The 20,531-nt window shown below is 59.1% G+C and carries 13 protein-coding genes; 11 read left to right on the top strand and 2 right to left on the bottom strand.

Features of this window, described 5'->3' with window-relative positions:
- Positions 1-49: 49 nt before the first annotated feature.
- The 4 genes from truA (at position 50) to C1719_RS10955 (ending at position 5,949) form a co-directional block, all read left to right on the top strand.
- Entirely contained in the window at positions 50-859 is an 810-nt protein-coding gene (gene truA, locus C1719_RS10975) for a tRNA pseudouridine(38-40) synthase TruA (protein ID WP_342745912.1), read from the top strand.
- A complete protein-coding gene (locus C1719_RS10970) occupies positions 852-2,141 on the top strand; it encodes a hypothetical protein (protein WP_146007888.1) in 1,290 nt (429 codons plus the stop codon). The genes truA and C1719_RS10970 overlap by 8 nt, the downstream gene beginning before the upstream one ends.
- Before the next feature lie 88 nt (positions 2,142-2,229).
- Positions 2,230-4,242, top strand: a complete 2,013-nt coding sequence (gene arsS / locus C1719_RS15895; RefSeq protein WP_219717856.1) for an arsenosugar biosynthesis radical SAM (seleno)protein ArsS — start codon at positions 2,230-2,232, stop codon at positions 4,240-4,242.
- A gap of 192 nt (positions 4,243-4,434) precedes the next feature.
- Positions 4,435-5,949, top strand: coding sequence for an SLC5/6 family protein (locus C1719_RS10955; protein WP_219717853.1), 1,515 nt, complete (start codon positions 4,435-4,437; stop codon positions 5,947-5,949).
- An 821-nt stretch (positions 5,950-6,770) separates the two neighbouring features.
- On the opposite strand, the gene asnB is transcribed toward C1719_RS10955, so the two are convergent.
- Positions 6,771-8,720, bottom strand: coding sequence for an asparagine synthase (glutamine-hydrolyzing) (gene asnB / locus C1719_RS10945; RefSeq protein ID WP_102375141.1), 1,950 nt, complete (start codon positions 8,718-8,720; stop codon positions 6,771-6,773).
- 166 nt (positions 8,721-8,886) lie between these two features.
- On the opposite strand from asnB, the gene C1719_RS10940 reads away from it, so the two are divergent.
- Together C1719_RS10940 and C1719_RS10935 are read left to right on the top strand one after the other, a co-directional pair.
- Positions 8,887-10,302: an MFS transporter gene (locus tag C1719_RS10940; protein WP_180963567.1), complete on the top strand. Its 1,416-nt coding sequence runs from the start codon at positions 8,887-8,889 to the stop codon at positions 10,300-10,302.
- 386 nt (positions 10,303-10,688) lie between these two features.
- Positions 10,689-12,071: a sodium-dependent transporter gene (locus C1719_RS10935; protein ID WP_102375139.1), complete on the top strand. Its 1,383-nt coding sequence runs from the start codon at positions 10,689-10,691 to the stop codon at positions 12,069-12,071.
- Positions 12,072-12,296: 225 nt separating this feature from the next.
- Here C1719_RS10935 and C1719_RS10930 read toward each other — a convergent pair whose 3' ends face one another.
- Complete coding sequence (locus C1719_RS10930; protein ID WP_102375138.1) at positions 12,297-13,112, bottom strand: Abi family protein; 816 nt, start codon at positions 13,110-13,112, stop codon at positions 12,297-12,299.
- A 645-nt stretch (positions 13,113-13,757) separates the two neighbouring features.
- On the opposite strand from C1719_RS10930, the gene C1719_RS10925 reads away from it, so the two are divergent.
- The 5 genes from C1719_RS10925 (at position 13,758) to C1719_RS10905 (ending at position 20,407) form a co-directional block, all read left to right on the top strand.
- The gene (locus C1719_RS10925) at positions 13,758-16,385 is read left to right on the top strand and encodes a DMSO/selenate family reductase complex A subunit (protein ID WP_102375137.1); all 2,628 of its coding nucleotides are present in this window, start codon (positions 13,758-13,760) and stop codon (positions 16,383-16,385) included.
- Positions 16,386-16,398: 13 nt separating this feature from the next.
- Complete coding sequence (locus tag C1719_RS10920; RefSeq protein WP_102375136.1) at positions 16,399-17,007, top strand: 4Fe-4S dicluster domain-containing protein; 609 nt, start codon at positions 16,399-16,401, stop codon at positions 17,005-17,007.
- A 141-nt stretch (positions 17,008-17,148) separates the two neighbouring features.
- On the top strand, positions 17,149-17,916 hold the full coding sequence (locus C1719_RS10915) for a TorD/DmsD family molecular chaperone (RefSeq protein WP_180963566.1): 768 nt from the start codon (positions 17,149-17,151) through the stop codon (positions 17,914-17,916).
- Positions 17,917-18,006: 90 nt separating this feature from the next.
- Positions 18,007-19,680, top strand: coding sequence for an ATP-binding protein (locus C1719_RS10910; protein WP_245874501.1), 1,674 nt, complete (start codon positions 18,007-18,009; stop codon positions 19,678-19,680).
- On the top strand, positions 19,673-20,407 hold the full coding sequence (locus tag C1719_RS10905; RefSeq protein WP_102375133.1) for a response regulator transcription factor: 735 nt from the start codon (positions 19,673-19,675) through the stop codon (positions 20,405-20,407). The genes C1719_RS10910 and C1719_RS10905 overlap by 8 nt, the downstream gene beginning before the upstream one ends.
- Positions 20,408-20,531 lie beyond the last annotated feature (124 nt).

Raw genomic sequence — 20,531 nt, 5'->3', positions numbered from 1 at the left:
GTGTGCGGAGCAGCCGTTTCTTTTATACTGAACGGATATGGAAACTGTTATGGAACATACGGTGGCGCTTAAGCTCGCTTACGATGGGGCTCCGTTTTCGGGGTTCGCGCGACAGCCGGGGCAGCTCACGGTGCAGGGATCGCTCGAAGAGGCGCTGGCTTTGCTGTGCAAGCGCTCCGTCGAGACGACCTGCGCGGGGCGCACCGATGCGGGGGTGCATGCGCGCGGTCAGGTCGTAAGCTTCGACGTTACCGCTCGCGAGTTCGAGGCTCGACCCCTTTCCGCGCTCACCCGATCGCTCAACGCGCTCGTCGACGAGCGCATCGCCGTGCGTGGGGCGTGGGAGGCGGATTTCGGCTTCTCGGCTCGATTCGATGCGAAAGCCCGCGAGTACCGATACTTCATCTACGAAGGTTCCGAGCGCCCGGTGCTTGTGGCCGACCGCGTGTGGCACCTCAAGCGCCATCTCGATATCGATGCCATGAACGCTGGCGCGGCTCATCTGATCGGCGAACATGATTTCAAAAGCTTCTGCACGGCGGTCTCTGCCGAAGGAAAACCCACCTGCAGAAACGTTTCCGAGATATCGATCGGCCGCGAGGACCTTCTCGGAGAGACGGTCGTCGTCGTAAGGGTGGTCGGCAATGCGTTTCTCCACTCCATGGTGCGCACGATCGTCGGCACGCTCGTCGCTGTTGGCTCGGGCCGCCGTGACCCCCTGTGGGTGAAAGAGGTGCTCGAAGCACGCGACCGATGCGCGGCGGGCGAGAATGCGCCTGCCGGCGGTCTGGTTTTTTGGCATGTCGATTACGGCGACGCGTCGTTGGAATCCGTGCGGGAAGAGGGTAGTTGTGTTTAGGAAAAGCGCCGAACAGCAGATTATGCGGGAGGCCGACAGAATCGTATCCATGAAAGAGGATATCGACGCCATGTCGTGGAACCGTGTCATTGAGATAGCGAAGCTTTTGCAGGCCGAGCATACCGAAGAGCAGCGGGAGGAGTGGGCACGCGAGCTTCTGTCCATTGCGCGTACCAATTCATGGGTGCTTGATAAGTTCGGCGTTGCCGAAAAGGGAATGACCGGCCAGGTTATCCCTTCCGGCATAGAGGTCCAGCACAACGACCGCTATCTGAGCGAAACCTCTGCAGCCGAGATCCCTTCGGCGGGGAAGAAGCCCGAAGCATCGGAGGACGCCCTCCCGGCGATCGAGTCGGGTTCGGGCGACCAAGCCGCGCAAGACGCGGTTTCGCACGAGCATACGGCTGCCGAAGAGGAACTTCGGTCGCTCGAGGCGCTCTACGACCAGCTCGTTTCCCGCGATGCGGGGGCGCCGGCCGAGGAGCGCGCGAGTGCCGAGGAGCCGATCGCTGCGGCCGAATCGGAATCGGTGGACGAGGCGGGTCCCGATGATGCGCCGCATGCCGAGAAGCAGCGGGATCCGGTCGGACGGCTTCCCGTCGTAGACGACGGGAAGCCGGCGCAAGATCTTGATGCTCGGGCACCCTATATCGAGACCAAAGGCGTTCTCAGGAAGAAGCGCCGCGCGGAAAAGCGGGCGCGCCGCGAGAAACGCGATGCGGATGTGTTCAGCATTCCGACTGCCGCTCCCGCCCATAGCTCCGCGCTTGATTTCGAGCAGATCGAGACCCCTGATTTCGGTCAGAACGCGATGAGCCTCGAAGAGGCGAAGGCTGCTGCGCGGCTCTCAGAGCCGAAGGCGTGCGAGCCTGCATGCAATCTCGATGCCGAGCCTGCGTGCAAGCCCGAAGAGAAGCCGATGGGCAAGCATGCGGCCCGCCCGGCGCATGGAAGGGCGCTTGAGCCCGAGCGGGTGCCGTCGCTTGAATCGGAAACAGAGCGGTCTTCGGCGGTGCCGCTGCCCGAATCGGAAGCGGCTCAGTCTTCGACGGCGGTGTCGCTGCCCGAATCGGAAGCAGAACGACCTTCGACGGCGCCGTCGCCTAAGCCTGAAGCGGCGCAGTCTTCGGCTTCCGAACCGTCGCCCGCCCAGACGGCCGAGCAGCCGCGAGGAGACCTTGCCCGATTCAAGCACCTGTATGCGAACAAAAGGGGAAGCCTGTGCTTGTACGAGGATGCGGACGGTCATCTTGTAGCCGTCGATCCTTCCCGATTTGCATAGACATAGTCAAATAATTGCTATAATCTTTTATTATCCTTGTCGGCTCCAGAGCTGACAAGGTGTCGGTGCACGGACGCGAGGAGAGTTCATGGGCGGTTGTTCAACAGGTGGGGCGAAACGACGCAATTTCAAGGATGCGGGAAGGGTATGCCCGATCGACTACCGCCTCGATTCGGATCTGTTCCGAGCGGAGCCTGCTTTTTCCTGCGATACGCTCTACGTCGTCGGAGGCTTGTACGGAAACCCCTTTGCCCTCGATGCCCTCGACGATCTCATCGCTTCCGAAGACGGCGACGTGAGGGCTGTTTTGAACGGCGACGTGCATTGGTTCGATAAGACGGCCGAGAACTTCGAAGCCATCGAGCAGCATGCCGCCCGGTACATGCCGCTTGCGGGCAACGTCGAAGCCGAGCTGCGCCGCGAGACCGATATCGGCGTGGGTTGCGGCTGCTCTTATCCCGATTGCACATCCGATGCCGACGTCAGCCGTTCGAATCGCATTCACAAAATGCTTTCGACGGCGTTGTTTTCGCATCCCGAGCTTCGCGAGCTGCTGCAAGGCAGGCCGGTTGCCTTGACCGCTTCGGTCGGGTCTTGCGTTGTGGGCGTAACCCATGGCGATGAGAAGCTTATCGGGGGGTGGGATTGCTCGCGCGAATCGCTTCAGGATCCCCTTAGGCAGGAAGAGCTTTCGCACTGGATGCGCGAAACCGGGATCGATGTGTTTGCAACGACGCATACCTGTTCGCCTGCGGCGATGATGCTGGCCGACGGAGCGGTCATCAACAACGGTGCTGCGGGCCTGCCGAATTTCTCCGGCCAGGATTTCGGCATCGTCACGCGCATTTCCACAACGCCCGCCAAAGAAGCGCTGTTCGGCATCGAGAGGAAGGGCGTCCATATCGAAGCGGTGCCCCTCAGGTACGACCAGGCGGCCTATGTCGAGTGGTTCGATGCGCTGTGGACACCCGCAAGTCCGGCGGCCATTTCGTATCGTGACCGCATCGTCGGGGGGCCGAACGACTACATCGAAGATGCGCTGCTCGGGGGCTTTTCTCCCCGTGCTGCGTTTCGCGAAGAGGCCGTTCGGCCCCGCGTTCGGGCGACGGCTGGAGATGTGGAGCTCGCGCTTGCTCGCCTCATGTACTTCGAGGATATGCTGGAAGCCGAGCACCTGAGAACCGAGCCGCATCCGACGACGCTTCAGGCGAACGTCGGGAAGCTGTGCAACCTCGCCTGCGTGCATTGCCATGTCGAGGCGGGTCCGAACAGAACGGAGCTGATGAGCCGCGAGTGCATGGCTGCGATCCTCTCCGTGATGGAGACCCGCGGCATCGAAACGCTTGACATCACCGGCGGTGCCCCCGAGATGAATCCTGATTTCGAATGGTTCATCGACGAGGCTGTCCGCCGCGTGGGCCATGTCATGGTGCGCAGCAACCTGGTTGTTCTGCTCGAGCCGAAGTACGAGCACCTGATCGACCGGTATGCTGATCTCGGCATCGAGGTTGTCGCATCGCTTCCGAACGTCAACGCCGCCCAGGTCGAGAAGCAGCGCGGCGCGCATGCGTTTTCGGGGTCGCTCGAGGTTCTTCGGCGCCTCAACGCAAAAGGATACGGCAATGGCGGCGGCTTGGTGCTCGATTTGGTTTTCAATCCGCAGTGGCCCGTGCTGCCCCCGAGGCAAGACGAGCTTGAGCAGGCGTACAAGCGCAGGCTCTCCGAAGATTTCGGCATTGTATTCGATAATCTGTTTGCCGTTGCGAACAATCCGATCGGGCGCTACGGAGCCCATCTTCTGGCGACGGATCGTCTCGACGATTATCTGGAGCTGCTCATGGACGCGTTCAATCCCGATGCCTGCGGAGACATGATGTGCCGACACCAGGTTTCGGTTGGCTACGACGGCCGTATCTACGACTGCGATTTCAACCAAGCGGTCGGCCTCGTTCAGAAACGTGAGGGAAGGGACCTTACCATCTTCGACTATGCTGCCGACGACGATCTGGCGCTTGAACGTGCAATAGCGTTTGGAAACCATTGCTACGCATGCGCTGCGGGGTTCGGTTCGAGCTGCGGGGGGACGCTCGTCCAGCAATAGGCTCGATGCGAAGCCTTTCTTCCGAAAATATATAATCACCTATTGGCATATAGTTATTATTAGATATAATCCAATAGTTGATATGGACAACGGTGATTGGATTTTGCGATTGGGATCGATCGGCTGATTTCCAGAATGCAATGACCGATGTCCATCGACAGTACCTGCAATCTGAAAGGAGCGCATCCTGCCATGGATTCATCAACTGGAATTTTCTTTTGGGGTTTTCTCGTCGTGTACGGTATCGTCATGTTCCTGCTTTCGCCGAAAACCGTGAGTCTCGGCGGCTTCTTCAAGGGCGAGGACAAACATGGGCGCGCTGCCAATCCGTGGATGATCACCGCTTCCATTTTCATCGCATGGATTTTCGCGAAGTCGGTTACCAACGCGGCCAATATGGGCGCTCAGTTCGGCATCGTCGGCGGCATCGGCTACGCGATGTATTGGCTGTGCATCCCTTTGACGGGGTTCGCCCTGTACCGCCTGCGCCGCAAGTTCGGTGCGACGGGAACCGTGAGCTTTCTGACCAAGCACTACGGAATAGCTGCTGCGTTTTGCTTCTCGGCAGCCATCCTCGTTCGCCTTTTCAACGAGGTCTGGTCGAACACCTCGGTCGTCGGCGCTTACTACGGCGACTCAGGATCGGCTCCGTTCATCATCGCGGCCTTGCTGTTCACCGCCATCACGGTGGGATACTGCTGCTGGGGCGGCATGCGCGGCTCCATCATCACCGACATCGCTCAAGCAGCGCTTTTCGCCGTCCTGCTCATCGTGGTTCTGGTGTGGGTCGTTCCGCAGGATAATCCGGTTGATTACGTGACATCGGGCGTGTGGTCGCTCGAGGGAGGCGTCGATTTCATAATCGGCGCGGGTTTGCAGTGCCTCTCGTACGGCTTCCACGATGCAGTGCTGACCGATCGCGGTTTCATCTGCGAAGAGAAGAAGATGTTGAAATCGTTCGTCGTCGCCGGTCTTCTGGGGTTCGCAGCGATCGTGCTTTTCTCGCTGATCGGCGTTCACGCCTACATAAACGGCATGAGCATTGCAGGTTCGAGCGCTCCGGTGGTGGTGGCGCAGAGCCTTGGTTTGGTAGCGTTCTTCCTGATGGCCGTCATCATGATAGCCACGGCGGGATCGACGCTCGATTCGACGTTCAGCTCGCTTGCGAAGCTGACCGCACGCGATCTTCCGGGCATCCTGAGTATCACCCCGAAGATGAACCCCCGCATCATCGGCATCATCTTCATGATAATCTTCGGCATAGTGGGCGACCTGCCCATGATCATGGGTGCCGATATCATCGCGGCAACTACCATTTCGGGAACAATGATTATGGGGCTCGGGCCGATCTTTCTCATGCACGGCGTGGTCAAGCCCACGAAGATCGGGTTCCAACTGGCTTTCTGGATTGGCATGGCGCTCGGCATCGTGGATACGGTTGCTCCCGCTTCGCTCAGTTTCATGAACATAGGTGCGGGCGCGTATGCGAACTTCCTCGGTGTGAACCTATGGGGTGCGATCATCTGTTGGGCGGCTTACATCGTTCCCGGTCTGATATCGCAGGCTAACGACAAGAAGAACGGCATCGAGCCAACGTGGAGGGGGCGCTCCAAGGAGGAGATCGCCCGACTTGACGCCGAACGCGCCAAAGGCGGCTGCGACGAGGTTCTGTCCGATGCCGACGAACTCGCTCCGACAGGGGCGTAGGGCGTGCCCCAAACCTTGATTCAGTCAAAATCTAACAGGATTCAACTGGAAACCTGACAGGATTCGCCCGTGAATCTAACGGAAACCGACTAGCAACCTTACATGGTTCGAGGACGAAAATTACTGCGCGTAAATTCTCGAAATTATGCGTTGATTTGGGTTTATGATGACGGCATGCCGCTTTATCTCAGCCACAGATCCGCATTGGGATATTGGTGATCCTATCCGACGGATGCCGCCTGCCCTCGTTTTGCCCGCGTAAAAGAGATCCGGCGGCTTTCCAGGGCCTTCGACGCAAAGAAGACCCTGGATTCCCTTGCAGGCGATACCGCTTCGAAGGGGCTTAGCCGTCCGGCCCATATTCTCGTTTCCGATAAGAAATCGCGATGCCAATCCGGGCATGTCGTCTCCCATGTGTGCAGAGCCCCCGTTCCTCCCCGTTCGCTTGTTCCGATTTCGGAAGACGCCTATTCAAGCACGCCAGAGCTATGCTTCGTTCATATGGCTGATTTGCTGACCTTTTCGAGGCTGGTTTGCCTTGGCTTCGAGCTATGCGGCAGCTATTCTTTGAACGCCGCCAATCCGAAGGGGTTCGTCGGCCGCATTTCCCTTTCGAGTGCATCGAGAATCGCGACGTACCTCGATGATGCCGGTGGCATGCGGGGGATCCGCGGGCATTCCGTTGCGTACGGCTCTTGCTCTGATCTGTCTGTGGCTGATGCATCGCTGCGCTTGATTTTCGTGCACGCAATCTGCCCGCAGGTCTTCGACGCGAGTTCGTCCCTTGCGAAGCGGTCGGCTTTTCGGTGCGAACTCGTCTCTTACGACACCGCGGGCTTCTCGGGCACCGTCTTGTCGACGAAGTAGATCTTGTACCACATGAGGAACATGTAGATGATCCATATCTTGCGGGTGTTGTCGGCGAGGCCGGCGCGGTGGTCGTCGAGCAGGCGCATGAGCTTGCCGGTGTCGAAGAATCGCTCGGCCTGCTCGCTCGTGAACCACGATTTCACCTGCTCGTAGTACTTATCCTGCTTGAGCCACGACTTCACGGGCACGGGAAACCCGAGCTTCTCCTTTTGCGCCCAATCGCGCGGGATGGCGCGCATGGCGGCCTCGCGCAGCGTGATCTTGGTTTGCTCGGAATCGGCCTTGAGCGGCGTGGGGATCGTGCGCGAGACGTCGAACACCTCTTTGTCGAGAAACGGCACGCGGCTTTCAAGCGAGTGGGCCATCGACATTTTGTCGGTTTTCAGCAGAATGTCTCCTACAAGCCAGAAGTACAGATCGACGTACTGCATGCGCGTCGTCTCGTCGAGGCCTGCGACCTCGGCGTAGACGGGCGCAGTGAGTTCTTGCGGGGTGGGGCCGGCAACGGGGTGCTTGAGCAGGTCGGCGCGCTCGGCGGCGGAGAACGCTACGCCGTTCGCATTGGTGTAGTACCAATCCTCGGCCGTCTCGGAGGCTCGTTCGAGGTAGTTCGCGCCGCGCACCTTGAGCGCGCGGGCCACCTTCGAGGCGCCGCGCAAAAGCGGCTTCGGGCACCAGGAGAGCTTCTCGTTTGCAAACGGAACCTGGTAGATGCGGTATCCTCCGAAGAACTCGTCGGCGCCTTCGCCGGAAAGCACGGCTTTCACCTTCTTGGCCGCTTCCTGATCGACGAAGTAGAGCGCGACGGCGCTCGGGTCGGCCGAGGGCTCGTCCATGTGCCACTGCACGCGCTCGAGCACGTCCCAGAATTCCGCTTCGGTGATGGTTTTCGAATTATTCTCGATTTCGAGCTGGTCGGCCAGTTCGCGCGCCCACGCGATCTCGTCCTTCTCGCCTTCGTATTCGGCGAATCCTACGGTGAACGTTTTGATGGCCGGGTTCTCTTCGGCAAGGCATGCGGCCATGTAGCTCGAATCGATGCCCGAGGAGAGAAACGACCCTACTTCGACGTCGGCGACGTTGTGGTAGCGTACCGAATCGTGCATCGCCGCGTCAATGGCCTCGACCGTGTCCTCGCGGCTGCGGGTTTCGTCGAAGTCGTAGCGGGGTATCCAGTAGCGCTCGTCTTCGATCGATCCATCGGCGCGCACGGTCAGGCAGTGGGCGGGCGCGAGTTTGAAGATGCCCTTGAAAAAGGTTTCGGGGAGAGCCGAGAACTGGAAGCACAGGTACTGCTCGAGCGCTTCTTCGTTGAGTTCGCGCTCGTAGGCAGGGTGTTCGAGGATGCACTTGATTTCGGAGGCAAAGATGAACTGCGGGCCGCGGGCGCCGTCCGCAACGGTGTAGTAGAACGGTTTGATGCCGAAGAAGTCGCGTGCGCAGAAGAGTTCCTGCTTCTCGGCATCCCAGATTGCGAATGCGAACATGCCGCGTACTTTTTCGAGTAGATCCCGTCCCCAGGCGATGTATGAGACGAGCAGCACTTCGGTGTCGGAGTTCGTTTCGAACTCCCAGCCTTGTGCGCGCAGCTCGGCCTGCAGATCCTGGTAGTTGTATATCTCGCCGTTGAACACGATGGCGAATCGGCCGCGGGTGTAGGTTTCGGCCTCTTCGACGACCGGCGAGGTGGTCGCGGCGTCCTTGTCGGCGCTTGCGCGCACCATGGGCTGGTTTCCGTTTTTGAGATCGATAAGCGAGAGGCGGCGGTGTCCGAGCGCTATGCCGCGATCGAGATACTGGCCTTCGCCGTCGGGGCCGCGATGGGCCATGATGTCGCACATTGCCTTCAGGGTGAAAGCATCGCTTTCGTCAGCGCCGGTAAAGCCGCAGATGCCGCACATGTCGTTTGTTCCTCGCAATCGAACGGAATCGGAATTTCAGCAACTACTCATCTTAGTGGAACCATCTCCGTTTGCCGAGCGATCCAACCAAAAGCGCACAGCGCTCGGCTGCCGCTCGCGGCAACGCTCTTTGACGAAGCCCCCGCCATGCGCGTATGATCGAGTCATGTCAATCCAGGGAAAGCAGATTAGCCCTAAAATCGTTTTGGGGGTTATGCTCGCAGGGACGTTTTTCGCATCGGTGAGCCAGAGCATGCTGACGAGCGCCCTTCCTACCATCATGCACGAATTCGGGATCAACGCGACGTTCGGGCAGCTGCTGACCACCTCCTACATCTACGTTCTCGGCATCGTAGCCGCCTTTTCTGCATTTCTCATCACGAGATGCAACGTTCGGTGGCTGTTTCTCGGAGCGCTTGGGCTGTTCTGCGGCGGATGCGCTCTGTCGTACCTGTCGACCCACTATGCCGTGCTTTTAGCATCGAGGCTCATGCAGGCGTGCGGGACGGGCGTGCTCATGCCGCTCATGCAGGTCATCGCCCTTGAGCTGTACCCGAAAGAGCAGCATGGCCACGCGCTCGGCCTCGTCGGCCTCGTGTTCGGGTTCGCCCCCGTTGTGGGCCCGACGCTTTCGGGTGTCATCACCGACGCGCTTGGATGGCGCACTATTTTCGCCATACTCGGGATTGGAGCGCTGGTGTCGCTTGCGGCGTCGGCGTTTGCAGTGCGCGATGTCGGCAGGCACGGAAAGACGTTCCTCGATGTTCCCTCGATGCTTCTGTACACATTCGGGCTCGTCGTGTTCATGGTAGGCGTAACGGGGCTCGAACAGTTCGGATTCTTCGATGCGCGCGCCTTCGGGCCGACGCTTGCGGGCGTGGCGCTCGTGGCGGTGTTTGCGATTCGGCAGACGCGCATCGACCGACCGTATCTCAAGCTTTCGCTGTTTCGCAACCGCACGTTTGCCACGGGCGTGGTTTTTTTGGTGGTAGCCCAGATCGTCATGATGTCTTCGGCACTGCAGGTGCCGCTGTGCATGCAGGAGATCCACGGCTACACGCCGACGGAGTCGGGTTTGATCCTGTTGGCCGGCGCGCTGTGCATGCCGTTGCTCAACCCTGTGACGGGTCGTCTGTACGATCGGTTCGGGGCGCGGCTGAACGGGGCGGTAGGCTTCTCCCTTCTGTTCGTCGGTACGGGGGCTTTCGTATTCTTTTCGGCAGACGTCAGCCCATTGTGGATTGCGGGCATGTACATGCTGCGCATGGTGGGCATCGCGTTCGTGCTCATGCCCATGACCGCGTATTGCATGACCGATCTGAGAGGCGGCGACATACCGCAGGGCACCGCCATCGTCAATTCGTTTCGCCAGATTTGCGGGTCGCTCGGATCGTCGGTGATGGTTGCCGTGGTGACGCTTGCCTCGCCAGATGCGAGCGGCGTGGTCGATGTGAGCATGGCCGGATTCAGCGTGTCGTTCGGCACCCAGGCGCTTCTCGCCGCCGTCGCGTTCGTCGGCGCGATTGCCTTCCTGAGGGGAAGGAGGAAGCGCGAAGGTGTAGGGAAGCATGGGGAGCCGTAGCGCGGCGGACCTGTTAGCGTCGCGGCTCGCTTGCGCGGGTGGGTGCAAAACCGCTGGCGGAATGCCGATGCGGCACGGTCGCTGAGGCGTGCCGCATCGCTCGGCATGCGGCGGGCGGTTCGGGGTGCCCGTTGCGAGGCCGTCCGTCCGAAAAGGATGCCCCTCTCGGCTTTTCTCAGGCACCCTTTCTGCGCGGCGCAGGGCGTTTCTATACTATAATTAGCGAGTTTGTTTCGCGGATCGCATCATCGAATTCGATCGTCGGCATCGAGTGCGATGGGTGCCGCATGGTTCCGGCTTCGCGAAAAAAGCCGAACGGGAACCATGCGATGCCCAGGGATCCGCATCGGTTGCGGCGTAAGGGCGCCGCTGACACAGGAGGAGTTATGGCAACAACGGATAAGCCCGCCCGTTCCGCGTGGTCGGGCAAATGGGCGTTCATCCTTGCTGCGGCTGCATCGGCCGTCGGCTTGGGGAACATGTGGCGTTTCCCCTATCTGGCTGCGAAGTACGGCGGGGGAACGTTCCTGTTCACCTACTTGGTGCTCGTGTTCACCTTCGGCGTTTCGCTGCTACTGCTTGAAACGGCGCTCGGTCGCAAAACCGGGCAATCCGCCATCGGCGCATTCAAGGCGTTCGGCAAGAAGTACGCGTTCATCGGAATCCTCACGTCTGCCATTCCGTTCATCATCGTTCCGTATTACTGCATCATCGGCGGATGGGTGACGAAGTACACGGCGTCGTACTTGACGATCGGCCCTGGAGCGCTCGCCGATGGGGGCGGCTTCTTCAGCGGGTTCATCACAAGCAACACCGAGAGCTATCTGTGGATGCTCATCTTCATGGCCATCACCTTCATCATCGTGGCCCTCGGCGTGAAAGGCGGCATCGAGAAGGCGAACCTCGTCATGATGCCCGCGCTCATCGTCATGGCAATCGGCATCGCCATCTACACCATCACGATGCCGGGGGCGCTCGACGGCGTCGCGTACTACCTCATGCCCGATTTCAGCAAGTTTTCGCCCGAGCTCGTCATCGGTGCGCTGGGGCAGATGTTCTACAGCCTCTCGCTTGCCATGGGCATCATGATCACGTACGGATCCTATCTCAACAAGAAGGATAGCCTGACCCAAAGCGTGACGCGCATCGGAGGATTCGACCTTGGCGTGTCCTTCCTCGCCGGACTTATGATCGTGCCGGCGGCGTTCGTCGCCATGGGTTCGGGCGATGCGGTGGCTTCGCAGGCCGGCCCCTCGCTTATGTTCATCACGCTTCCGAGCGTGTTCAACGATATGGGCGGTGCGGCGTCGATCGTCGGCTTCCTGTTCTTCCTGCTCGTGCTGTTCGCAGCCTTGACGAGCGCCATATCCTTGACCGAGACGTGCGTGTCTATCATCGCCGACGGCGCGGGCTGGTCGCGCAAGCGCTCGCTCATCACGGTGATGGTCTTCATCGTGGCCGCGGGCATGCTCATCAATGCGGGATACAACGCGCTTTCGTTCATCGAGCCGCTCGGTCCCGGTTCGTCGATGCTCGATTTCTTCGACTTCATCTCCAACTCGGTCATGATGCCGATTGCCGCGCTGCTCACCTGCGTGTTCGTCGGGTGGATCATCAAGCCGAAGGTGATCGTCGACGAGGTGAAGCAGTCGAGTCCCTTCAGGTTCGAAAAAGCTTGGACTGTCATGATCAAATACGTCGCCCCGGTGCTCGTGACCGTGATTCTGGTCGCTTACGTTGCGGCGCAGTTCGGGTTGTTCAGCATGTAGCCAAGCTGCGTATTGCGTGGTTTGAGTGCGGTGCTCCGCCTGGGTTTCGCACTGTTTTTTTGCAAAGGATGGAACAAGGACCGCCGATCGGCGGTCCTTGTGCGTATCGGTCGGTCTTCGTCGTTTTTCTGCGAGCATTTGCAGGATAATTCCTTGTCCGAAAGGCGCTGTGCATGCCGGCCCCTTTTGTTTCTTTGCTAAACCGTGTTTTACGATGCGCCTGCGCTACTTGTTTATTTTCGCAAAACCCATCTTGTCGAGTAGATGGGATATCATCTCGCTTTCCCAAGAGTATTTCTCCACCAGCGCGTTTACGGAAATGATCATGGCGCTCATTTCGTCATCCGTAAGATACCTTCTCAAATACGCGAGCAAATGCACATAGTCGGTGCCTCTTCTCTTTCCAACCTTGGCGCAGTAAAGCCGCTCGTCGTGTGCGCAGATGTTCCTGAACTTCACAATGGCATCGAGCCCGATGCGCATCTCCGATGCTTCGAAGAATCCTTGCTTGCCTCCCGTGTGCCCGGTCGCATCGACAATCCTCTTGCATACGGCGATCTGCTCGCTCGGTTTCATGAGATTGAAGAAATGCTCGACATTTCCGAAGGTGAGATCGTTCGCCAATACCCATAGAGGCACGTTGTCGTGGTTTTGCCTGTAGTGCTCTACGAATTCCCTGCTGTTTCCGTTCGCCTTCCTGAACAGCTCTCCGTGAAGCTTGGCCAGGTTGTAGCGATAGCCTTTGAGGCCGAATCGTTTGTACTCATCCTCGCTCGCGTAGTTCGACTGATCGAGATATGCGTCCGGTTCACGATGCGCCTCCGAGAAAGTGTAAGAGCAGACGGTGCGGACAAGGGCTTCGACCCTCAAAAGGTAGTGGAACGTTAGCTCGCGAAGATCTCTATCGAAGAGGAATAGGGAGTACAGATCGGAAAACTTCGTTTCGGCCTTGTACCTGTCGTCACCGACTTTCTCAGTAGCGTCGATGTCTAAAAAAGGTGCTTTGTAGCCGTTGACGATCGAGTAATAGCCTTCCCTCATGAGGATGCTGGCGGTCGCATCGTCCGTGGCTACGCCACGCCTGTTAAGAAGTGATATCTGTTCCTCGATTGTCTTGAACGGCTTGTCCAGCTTCTCCTCCTGATGAGATGAGAAGACGGCTACCTGATATGGCAGCCGTCTTCAAGTGGGCGCGGGCCCCGTAAGATCACCGCGTCATAACCACTGCCTTAAATCTAAGCTCAAAAACGCTATCTGTCAATCACGTATTGTTGGAATAACCTAACATCTTTGTAGTCGGATGCACCGGAATTATACTTCCCTACAGATTTTCGGCACTTGCAAAGCCTCTAGCGATGCGCGGGAGTTTGCTTCTTCGCGATTCTCCCCATGGTCTGCTTGTTATTCGACGTGCCTTTTGCATGCAAGCTGATCGGTTTTCCATATCCTGCGAATGTTCTAAGTTGCCGTTTATCTGGACTTATTGACATGCCTGTTGATATAACCGCAGTTCGCAGGCGTGCTATTTTGCCGATCGTTATCTCTGTTAATATTTCGATAATAATTCAATAAGGAAAAATGCAGATGATCGGCATGGAGGTTCTGTGACGAGGATCTTAGACTAACAGAGGCTGTAAAACCTATAGAGGAGAGAAGTTCCCATCGGGAACTCCGAAAGGGGGAAGTATGGTTCAGGAAGCCGCTGGGTCGACGTTTCGTTTGCCCGGAATCAGCCGCCGTTCGTTTCTCGCGTGGTCGGGTCTGTTGGGAGCAGGTGTTGCCCTGACAGGATGCTCGCCTCACGTTGAAGACGAGAAAGCCAGCACGGAGGAACCGGCCAAAGCGTTCGAGTACGACACCGTCACGTGGTCAGGATGCCATGTGAACTGCGGAAGCCGTTGCCCGCTCAAGATCTACGTGAAGGATGGCACCGTCGTTCGCGTCGGCAACGACAACGATGGCACCGATGATTTCGAGCCGGGCGGCATCTACCAGATGCGCTCGTGCGTGCGCGGTCGCACCAACCGTCAGCGCATATACAACGATACGCGCGTCCAGAAGCCGCTCAAGCGAGCGGAGGGGACCAAGCGCGGCGAAGGCGTGTACGACGAGATCTCGTGGGAAGAGGCGATTCAGACGATCGCCGACACCATGAAGGAGATCAAGGACGAGTACGGCAACGATGCGTTCTACATCCAGTACGGCACGGGCCAGCTCGGCGGATCGGTTGCCAAATCCTGGCATCCCGACAACACCGCGTTTGCCCGCCTCATGAACCTGTGGGGTGGCTACCTGCGCCATTACTGCGATTATTCGACCGGCCAGATCAACTGGGAGCTGCCGCTGTTCAACGGCGATGCGTACTCCAACAACGAAGTCACCGATCTCGTGAACTCCAAGAACATCGTTCTGTTCGGCAACAACCCCGCCAACACGCGCATGAGCGGCTCGGCCATGCAGTACCTGATCACCCAGGTGCGCCTGCAGAATCCTGAGGCCAAGATCGTGGTCGTCGATCCCCATCTGTCCGATACCGCCGTCGGCGTTGCGAATCAATGGGTGCCCATCCATCCCGGTACCGATATGGCGCTTGTTGCGGGTATGATCCATTACCTGCACACCAGCGGCAAGCTCGATGAGGAATTCATCCGCAGCAAGTTCGTCGGATTCTACAGCGACACGTTCGTCGAGGATGTCAAACAGGCCGAGCCGAAGGACACCACGTTTATGGGCTTCGATAAAGACGGCGCGCTCGAGATCACCGAGGACATGTCTTACGAGGCCTACCTTATGGGAACCGGCGCCTATGCGGGCTCGGGAGAGAAGACTCCTGAGTGGGCGGCGGCCATCACAGGCGTTTCCGCCGACACCATTCGCGAGCTTGCCGAGCTGTTCGTCGACGGGCCTACCGCGACGATCCAGGGCTGGGGCCCTCAGCGCCACAGCAACGGCGGCAACAACGCGCGCGCCATCGCCATGATCGCCACGCTGACGGGCAACGTCGGCATTTCCGGCGGCGGCACCGGGGCTCGCGAAGGCACGGGCGGTGTGCCCTACAAGGTTGCTACCGCGATCCCGACCTTCCCCGAAAAGAACGGCGTCGACGTATGCGTGTCGTTCTTCGATTGGTACCAGGCTATCGAAGATTACCAGTCCATGAACGACGCCACGTGGGGAGTGCGCTACATCGACGAGACCGGCACCACCTCCTACGCCGAGACGCCGGGCGAGATCACGCTCAAGGCTCCCATCAAGTTCATTTGGAATTACGCCTCCAACGTCATGATGGGCCAGCATGCCGACATCAACGAGAGCCTGCGCATCTACAACCTTCCCGACGAGAAGGATTCGGGCGTGCGCATGATCGTGACCGTCGACTGCTACCTTACGCCGACGGCCCTCATCTCCGATATCATCCTTCCGGGCACCACCGCTTTCGAGGAAGACGACATCATCACGGGCGGGTCGGCTTGGACGGGCTTCGTGTGCTGTGAAACCGCTGCGATCGATCCGCTGTTCGAAGCAAAGCCGGTCTACGAGATCTGCACGCTCATCGCCGACAAGCTCGGCATCAAAGACGAGTTCACCGAGGGCAAGAGCCAGCTCGATTGGGTGCAGTGGTGCTACGAGCAGGGCATAGAGGCGGGCGAAGACCTTCCGGGCACCTTCGAGGAGTTCCGCGAGCAGGGTCTGTTCAAGAAGACCGACGACCACGCTCCGGCCATCGCCAACCCCGAGAAGATCGGCACGCCTTCGGGCAAGTACGAAGTGTTCTCCAAGCAGGCGTACAACCTTTCCCAGCAGTGGGATCTTACCTGCGGCGGATACGTGCCCGACGACGGCCGCGACCAGATCACCGGCCTGCCTGTCTACTACAACAACGTCGAGGGCTTCGGCGACGAGGCGACGAAGGCGGAATACCCCTTCCAGCTCATCGGCCACCACACCAAGACCCGCACGCACTCTTCGTACGGCAACGTCGAATGGCTGAAATCGGTTGCTCCCCAGCAATGCTGGATCAACGATCAGGACGCTGCGGCGCTTGGAGTTGAAAACGGCGAAGACGTCGTCGTGTCGACCGAGCGCGGCCGCACGCAGCTCTCTGCGAAGGTGACTCCGCGCATCATGCCCGGCGTCGTATCGATTCCCCAGGGAGCTTGGTACGATCCCGAGACGCGCGATCCCGAGACGATCGGCAGCAAGGACGTGCTCGACAAGGGCGGCTGCATTTCGGTGCTTACGTCCATGAGGCCGACGCCCATCTCGAAGGGCAACGGAGTCCATTCCAATCTGTGCAAGATCGAGAAGGCGTAAGGGGGCGTAAACGATGGAACAGTACGGATTTTATGTCAACACCGATATCTGCACCGGCTGCAAGGCGTGCATGACCGCTTGCTTCGATCGCAACGATCTCGAGGTACCGCAGAAATTCCGCAAGGTTTGGGAATTCGGCGGCGGCGAATGGGCCAAGGGCGACGACGGGGCTTACACCTCGACGGCGTTCACCTGCTATACCTCGCTCACCTGCAACCACTGCGACAACCCGGCGTGCGTTTCGAACTGCCCGACCGGAGCCATGCAGAAGGACACCGAGACGGGCATCGTGGATAACGACAAGGAGGTGTGCATCGGCTGCATGACGTGCGAGCAGGTATGCCCGTACAATCATCCCGTGCAGCTTGCCGACGGTCTTTCCCACAAGTGCGTGCTCTGCAGCGATGAGAATGCCGAGGGTGTGCCCGATCCGGTTTGCGCCAAGGCGTGCCCGGTGCGTGCGCTCGAGTTCGGCAAGATCGACGAGTTGCGTGAGAAGCACGGCGACAACTCCGAGATCGGCACGCTCGAGGATTCGACGGCGGCCAACGTCGTCATCGGGTTGCACCGCGATGCGTCTAAAGGCGGCGAGATCCTGAATCCGATCGAGATCAGCCACTAAACCATGAAAGCCGCCCGGATGCCAAACCGGGCGGCGGCGCGATACCGAACGGCGGATTCTGCTCTCACCCTGGAATCCGCCGTTTCGCCTATCGTACGATCTGCGTTGCCCCATCGGCTCCGTTTACAAGGAGGAACATCTATGGAAACCGAACCAATACTGGCGCATGCTACCGTGCAGGCGTATCGCGTGCTTTGCGAATTCTGCTCTGCGCTGCTGGTTGAAAGCCCCTCCGAAAAACTGATCGATCAGCTGATCGATCAGCGCAGCCTTCTTCTCGAAGAGCCGTTCGCATCGGTTGCGCCCGATGCGTCATCTGCGCTGTACGGCGTGCTCGAGCGGGCCGATGCTCGGGGCAAGGACGACTTCGTCACCGAAGTGAAGCGCGATTACACCTACCTGTTCTACATGGTCGGGGCGAGCCGTACCTCTCCGTTCGAATCGGTTTACCGTACCGACGATCGAACGATGTTCGGCCCCACGACGCTGCAGGTCCGCGAATCATATCATGCGTGGGGAGTCGAGGTTCCCCAGTTGGGAAACAAGCCCGACGACCATATCGGCTACGAGTTCGCGTTTCTTACGCATGTGCTGGGTTGCGCTGCCGACGCGCTTGCCGTAGAAGGCGATGGCGCGGCAGACGAAGCCGGCCGGGACGTTCGGGCGGTTGGGGAAACGGATGCCGGGAAAGAGGCGTTTCGCGCAAGCGACGCCGTGCGCAGCTTCCTTTCCGACCATCTGCTCGTGTTTGCCCCAACGTATTTCGCCAACATGAAAACCCGTGCGCATGAGCCGTTCTACTGCGCTGTTGCCGACATATCGCTTTCGACCCTTCTCTCGCTGGCGCAGGCGCTCGGCGCGAAGCCAACCGACGAGATCGATGAAGCCGCCTATCGCCTTGCGGAGTAAGCCGTATAATGGCACGGGGTCCGCATGAAGGAACCCTTGATCGCGCGGACGGGGCGGTGTGCATTGGCGGAACGAAAAAGCAATATCAGCATGAAGACGAAGATTATCGGCATGCTTTCGGCCGTGCTCGCTCTTCTGCTCGTCGTCGATATCGTATGGACGTACGAATCGCAGAAGGAGGCGACCGAGGCGGTTCTGCTCGAGGAGTCGCGCGTGCTCGTCCAGGAGATGGACGCGGTCTGGAATTTCATCTCCATCAATCAAGACGTCATCAACTACACCTTCGATGGCGAATACGAGTACAAGCGGCTTCACTGCGCGATCGCGGGCAAATCGGTCGCAGCGTTCTTCTCTCAGAATTCCGACTACGAGATCCGCTTCACGAACATCGAGCCGCGCAATCGCCACAACAGCCCCGATTCCTACGAGAAGCATGCGCTTGAGCTGTTCGCTGACGGTTCGGGTACCGAGTATTACTACGGATTCGAAGATTCGGACGAGGGATCGGTGTTTCGCTACGTATCGGCCATGAAGGTGACCGAACACTGCGTTGAATGCCACGGAACGCCTGCCGGCGAGATCGATCCCACCGGATACGCGAAGGAAGGCTGGGAGATCGGAGATCTGGCGGGTGCGGTGAGCGTCACCGTCCCCACCGACGTGTATTTCGAGAACATGCGCACTGCCGTAGTGAACAACGTGCTGTTCTTCGTCGCCATCATGCTGTGCATGGCGATCATCATCTACGTGGTGCTGACCCGTCTCATCACCAATCCGCTCGAGCGGTTGCAGCGATCCTTCGCGAAGATGTCCGACGGATCGCCGAGTGATCCGCCCGATGCAGCCGAGGAGATGAATCCGATCTATACCACGAGGGAGATCGACGAGCTGTTCGATCGGTTCGACACCATGGCCAAGAGCCTCTCGTCGCTTTACGGCAACCTCGAATCGGAAGTGGATGAGCGGACGGTTCAGCTTTCCGAGGCGAACGAGGAGCTCGAACGCCAGAGGCGGCATGTCGAAGAGGTCAACGACAAGCTCAAGCGCGAGAACCAGTACAAATCCGACTTCCTCGCCATCGTAAGCCACGAGCTGCGCACGCCGCTCACCTCCATCCTCGCGTTCACCGATCTCATGGCCGACAACGTGTCGGGCGAGAACGCGCTTGTGCGCAAGCAACTCGAGGAGATCGACAAAAACGGCCGCATTCTGCTTGAGATGGTCGACAACGTGCTCGAGACCGCGCGGATTCAGGCCGGCTCCGAGAAACTCAACCTCGAACTCGTCGATATCAACGACGTGGTCGGCATGGTGGAGGCTTCAAGCGAATCGCTTGCGGCCAAGAAGAGCATCGCGTTTGCGACGAACGTTGCATCCAATGTGCCGTTGATCTCGTCGGATTGGGAAAAGGTGCGGCGTATTCTCGTCAACCTGGTAAGCAATGCGATAAAATTCACTCCGGAGGGCGGCTCGGTCGAGGTTCGGGTCCGCTATGACGAGAGCGGAGGGATCGTCGTCATCGAGGTGATCGATGACGGGATCGGCATACCGGCTGACAAGCAGGATCTGATCTTCGAGAGATTCGCTCAGGAGAACATGTCGACGGTACGGCGCTACGGCGGCAGCGGTCTCGGCCTTTCCTTGGTGAAAGATCTGGCGGCTATGCTCGGCGGCACGGTATCGGTAGAAAGCGAGCTGGGGCAGGGAAGCACGTTTTGCGTGGTACTTCCGGCCGAACAGCCTGCGGAGGGAAGCGATGACTAAGATAATGCTGATCGACGACGATGAGAGCCTTCAGGTTCTCATCGGCCAGATTGCCGAGCGCGACGGCTACGAGTACTGCTGCGCCGCCAACGGCTCCGAAGGTTTGACGATGCTGCGAGCCGAGCGGCCTGATTTCTTGATCCTCGACGTGATGCTTCCCGATACGAACGGCTACGATATCTGCGAGATCATCCGAAGCGAGGGCAGGAAGATACCGATTATGTTCTTGTCGGCGAAGGGGGATATCGTCGATAAGAGCATCGGCTTTAAAATGGGTGCTGACGACTATCTTGTCAAACCGTTCCAGCCCGAGGAGCTGTCGCTGAGGGTGAAGGCCCATCTGCGGCGCAAGGGAAATGCGAACGATGTCGACCGCGCTCCCGCTCTCAAGAAGCACAAAGCCTATCAGGTGGGAGATCTCGAGCTTTTGTTCGGGCGCTACGAGGTTCGCCTGGGGGGAAGGCTCGTTTCCCTGTCTTCGCGCGAGTTCGAGCTTCTGGAGCTTCTTGCATCGGATCCGGGCAACGTGTTCACGCGCGACCAGATCATGGAGCACGTTTGGGGCGATAAGGACGCGACCGATCCGAACAGCGTGACGGTGTTCGTGCGCAAGATCAGGGAGAAGATCGAAGAAGACCCCTCGAAGCCGCGCTACCTCATCACCGTATGGCGCGTGGGCTACAAGATTGCCGACCGTGCGCTGTTCGAGAGCAGCATGGAGGCTTGATGCCGACGCGCCGTATTACGGCGACGTTACGGTCGGGTTGCGATGGCGCCGATTCGGGCGATTCTGTCGTATGATGTCAGCGAAGCTGCGGAGTCCGACCCGCGGCTTCTTTTTCGTGCGGGCG

Source organism: Raoultibacter massiliensis (assembly GCF_900199545.1).
Classification (GTDB): Bacteria; Actinomycetota; Coriobacteriia; order Coriobacteriales; family Eggerthellaceae; genus Raoultibacter; species Raoultibacter massiliensis.
Note: the sequence above shows the minus strand (reverse complement) of the source record. Positions and strands in the feature narration are given on the sequence as shown.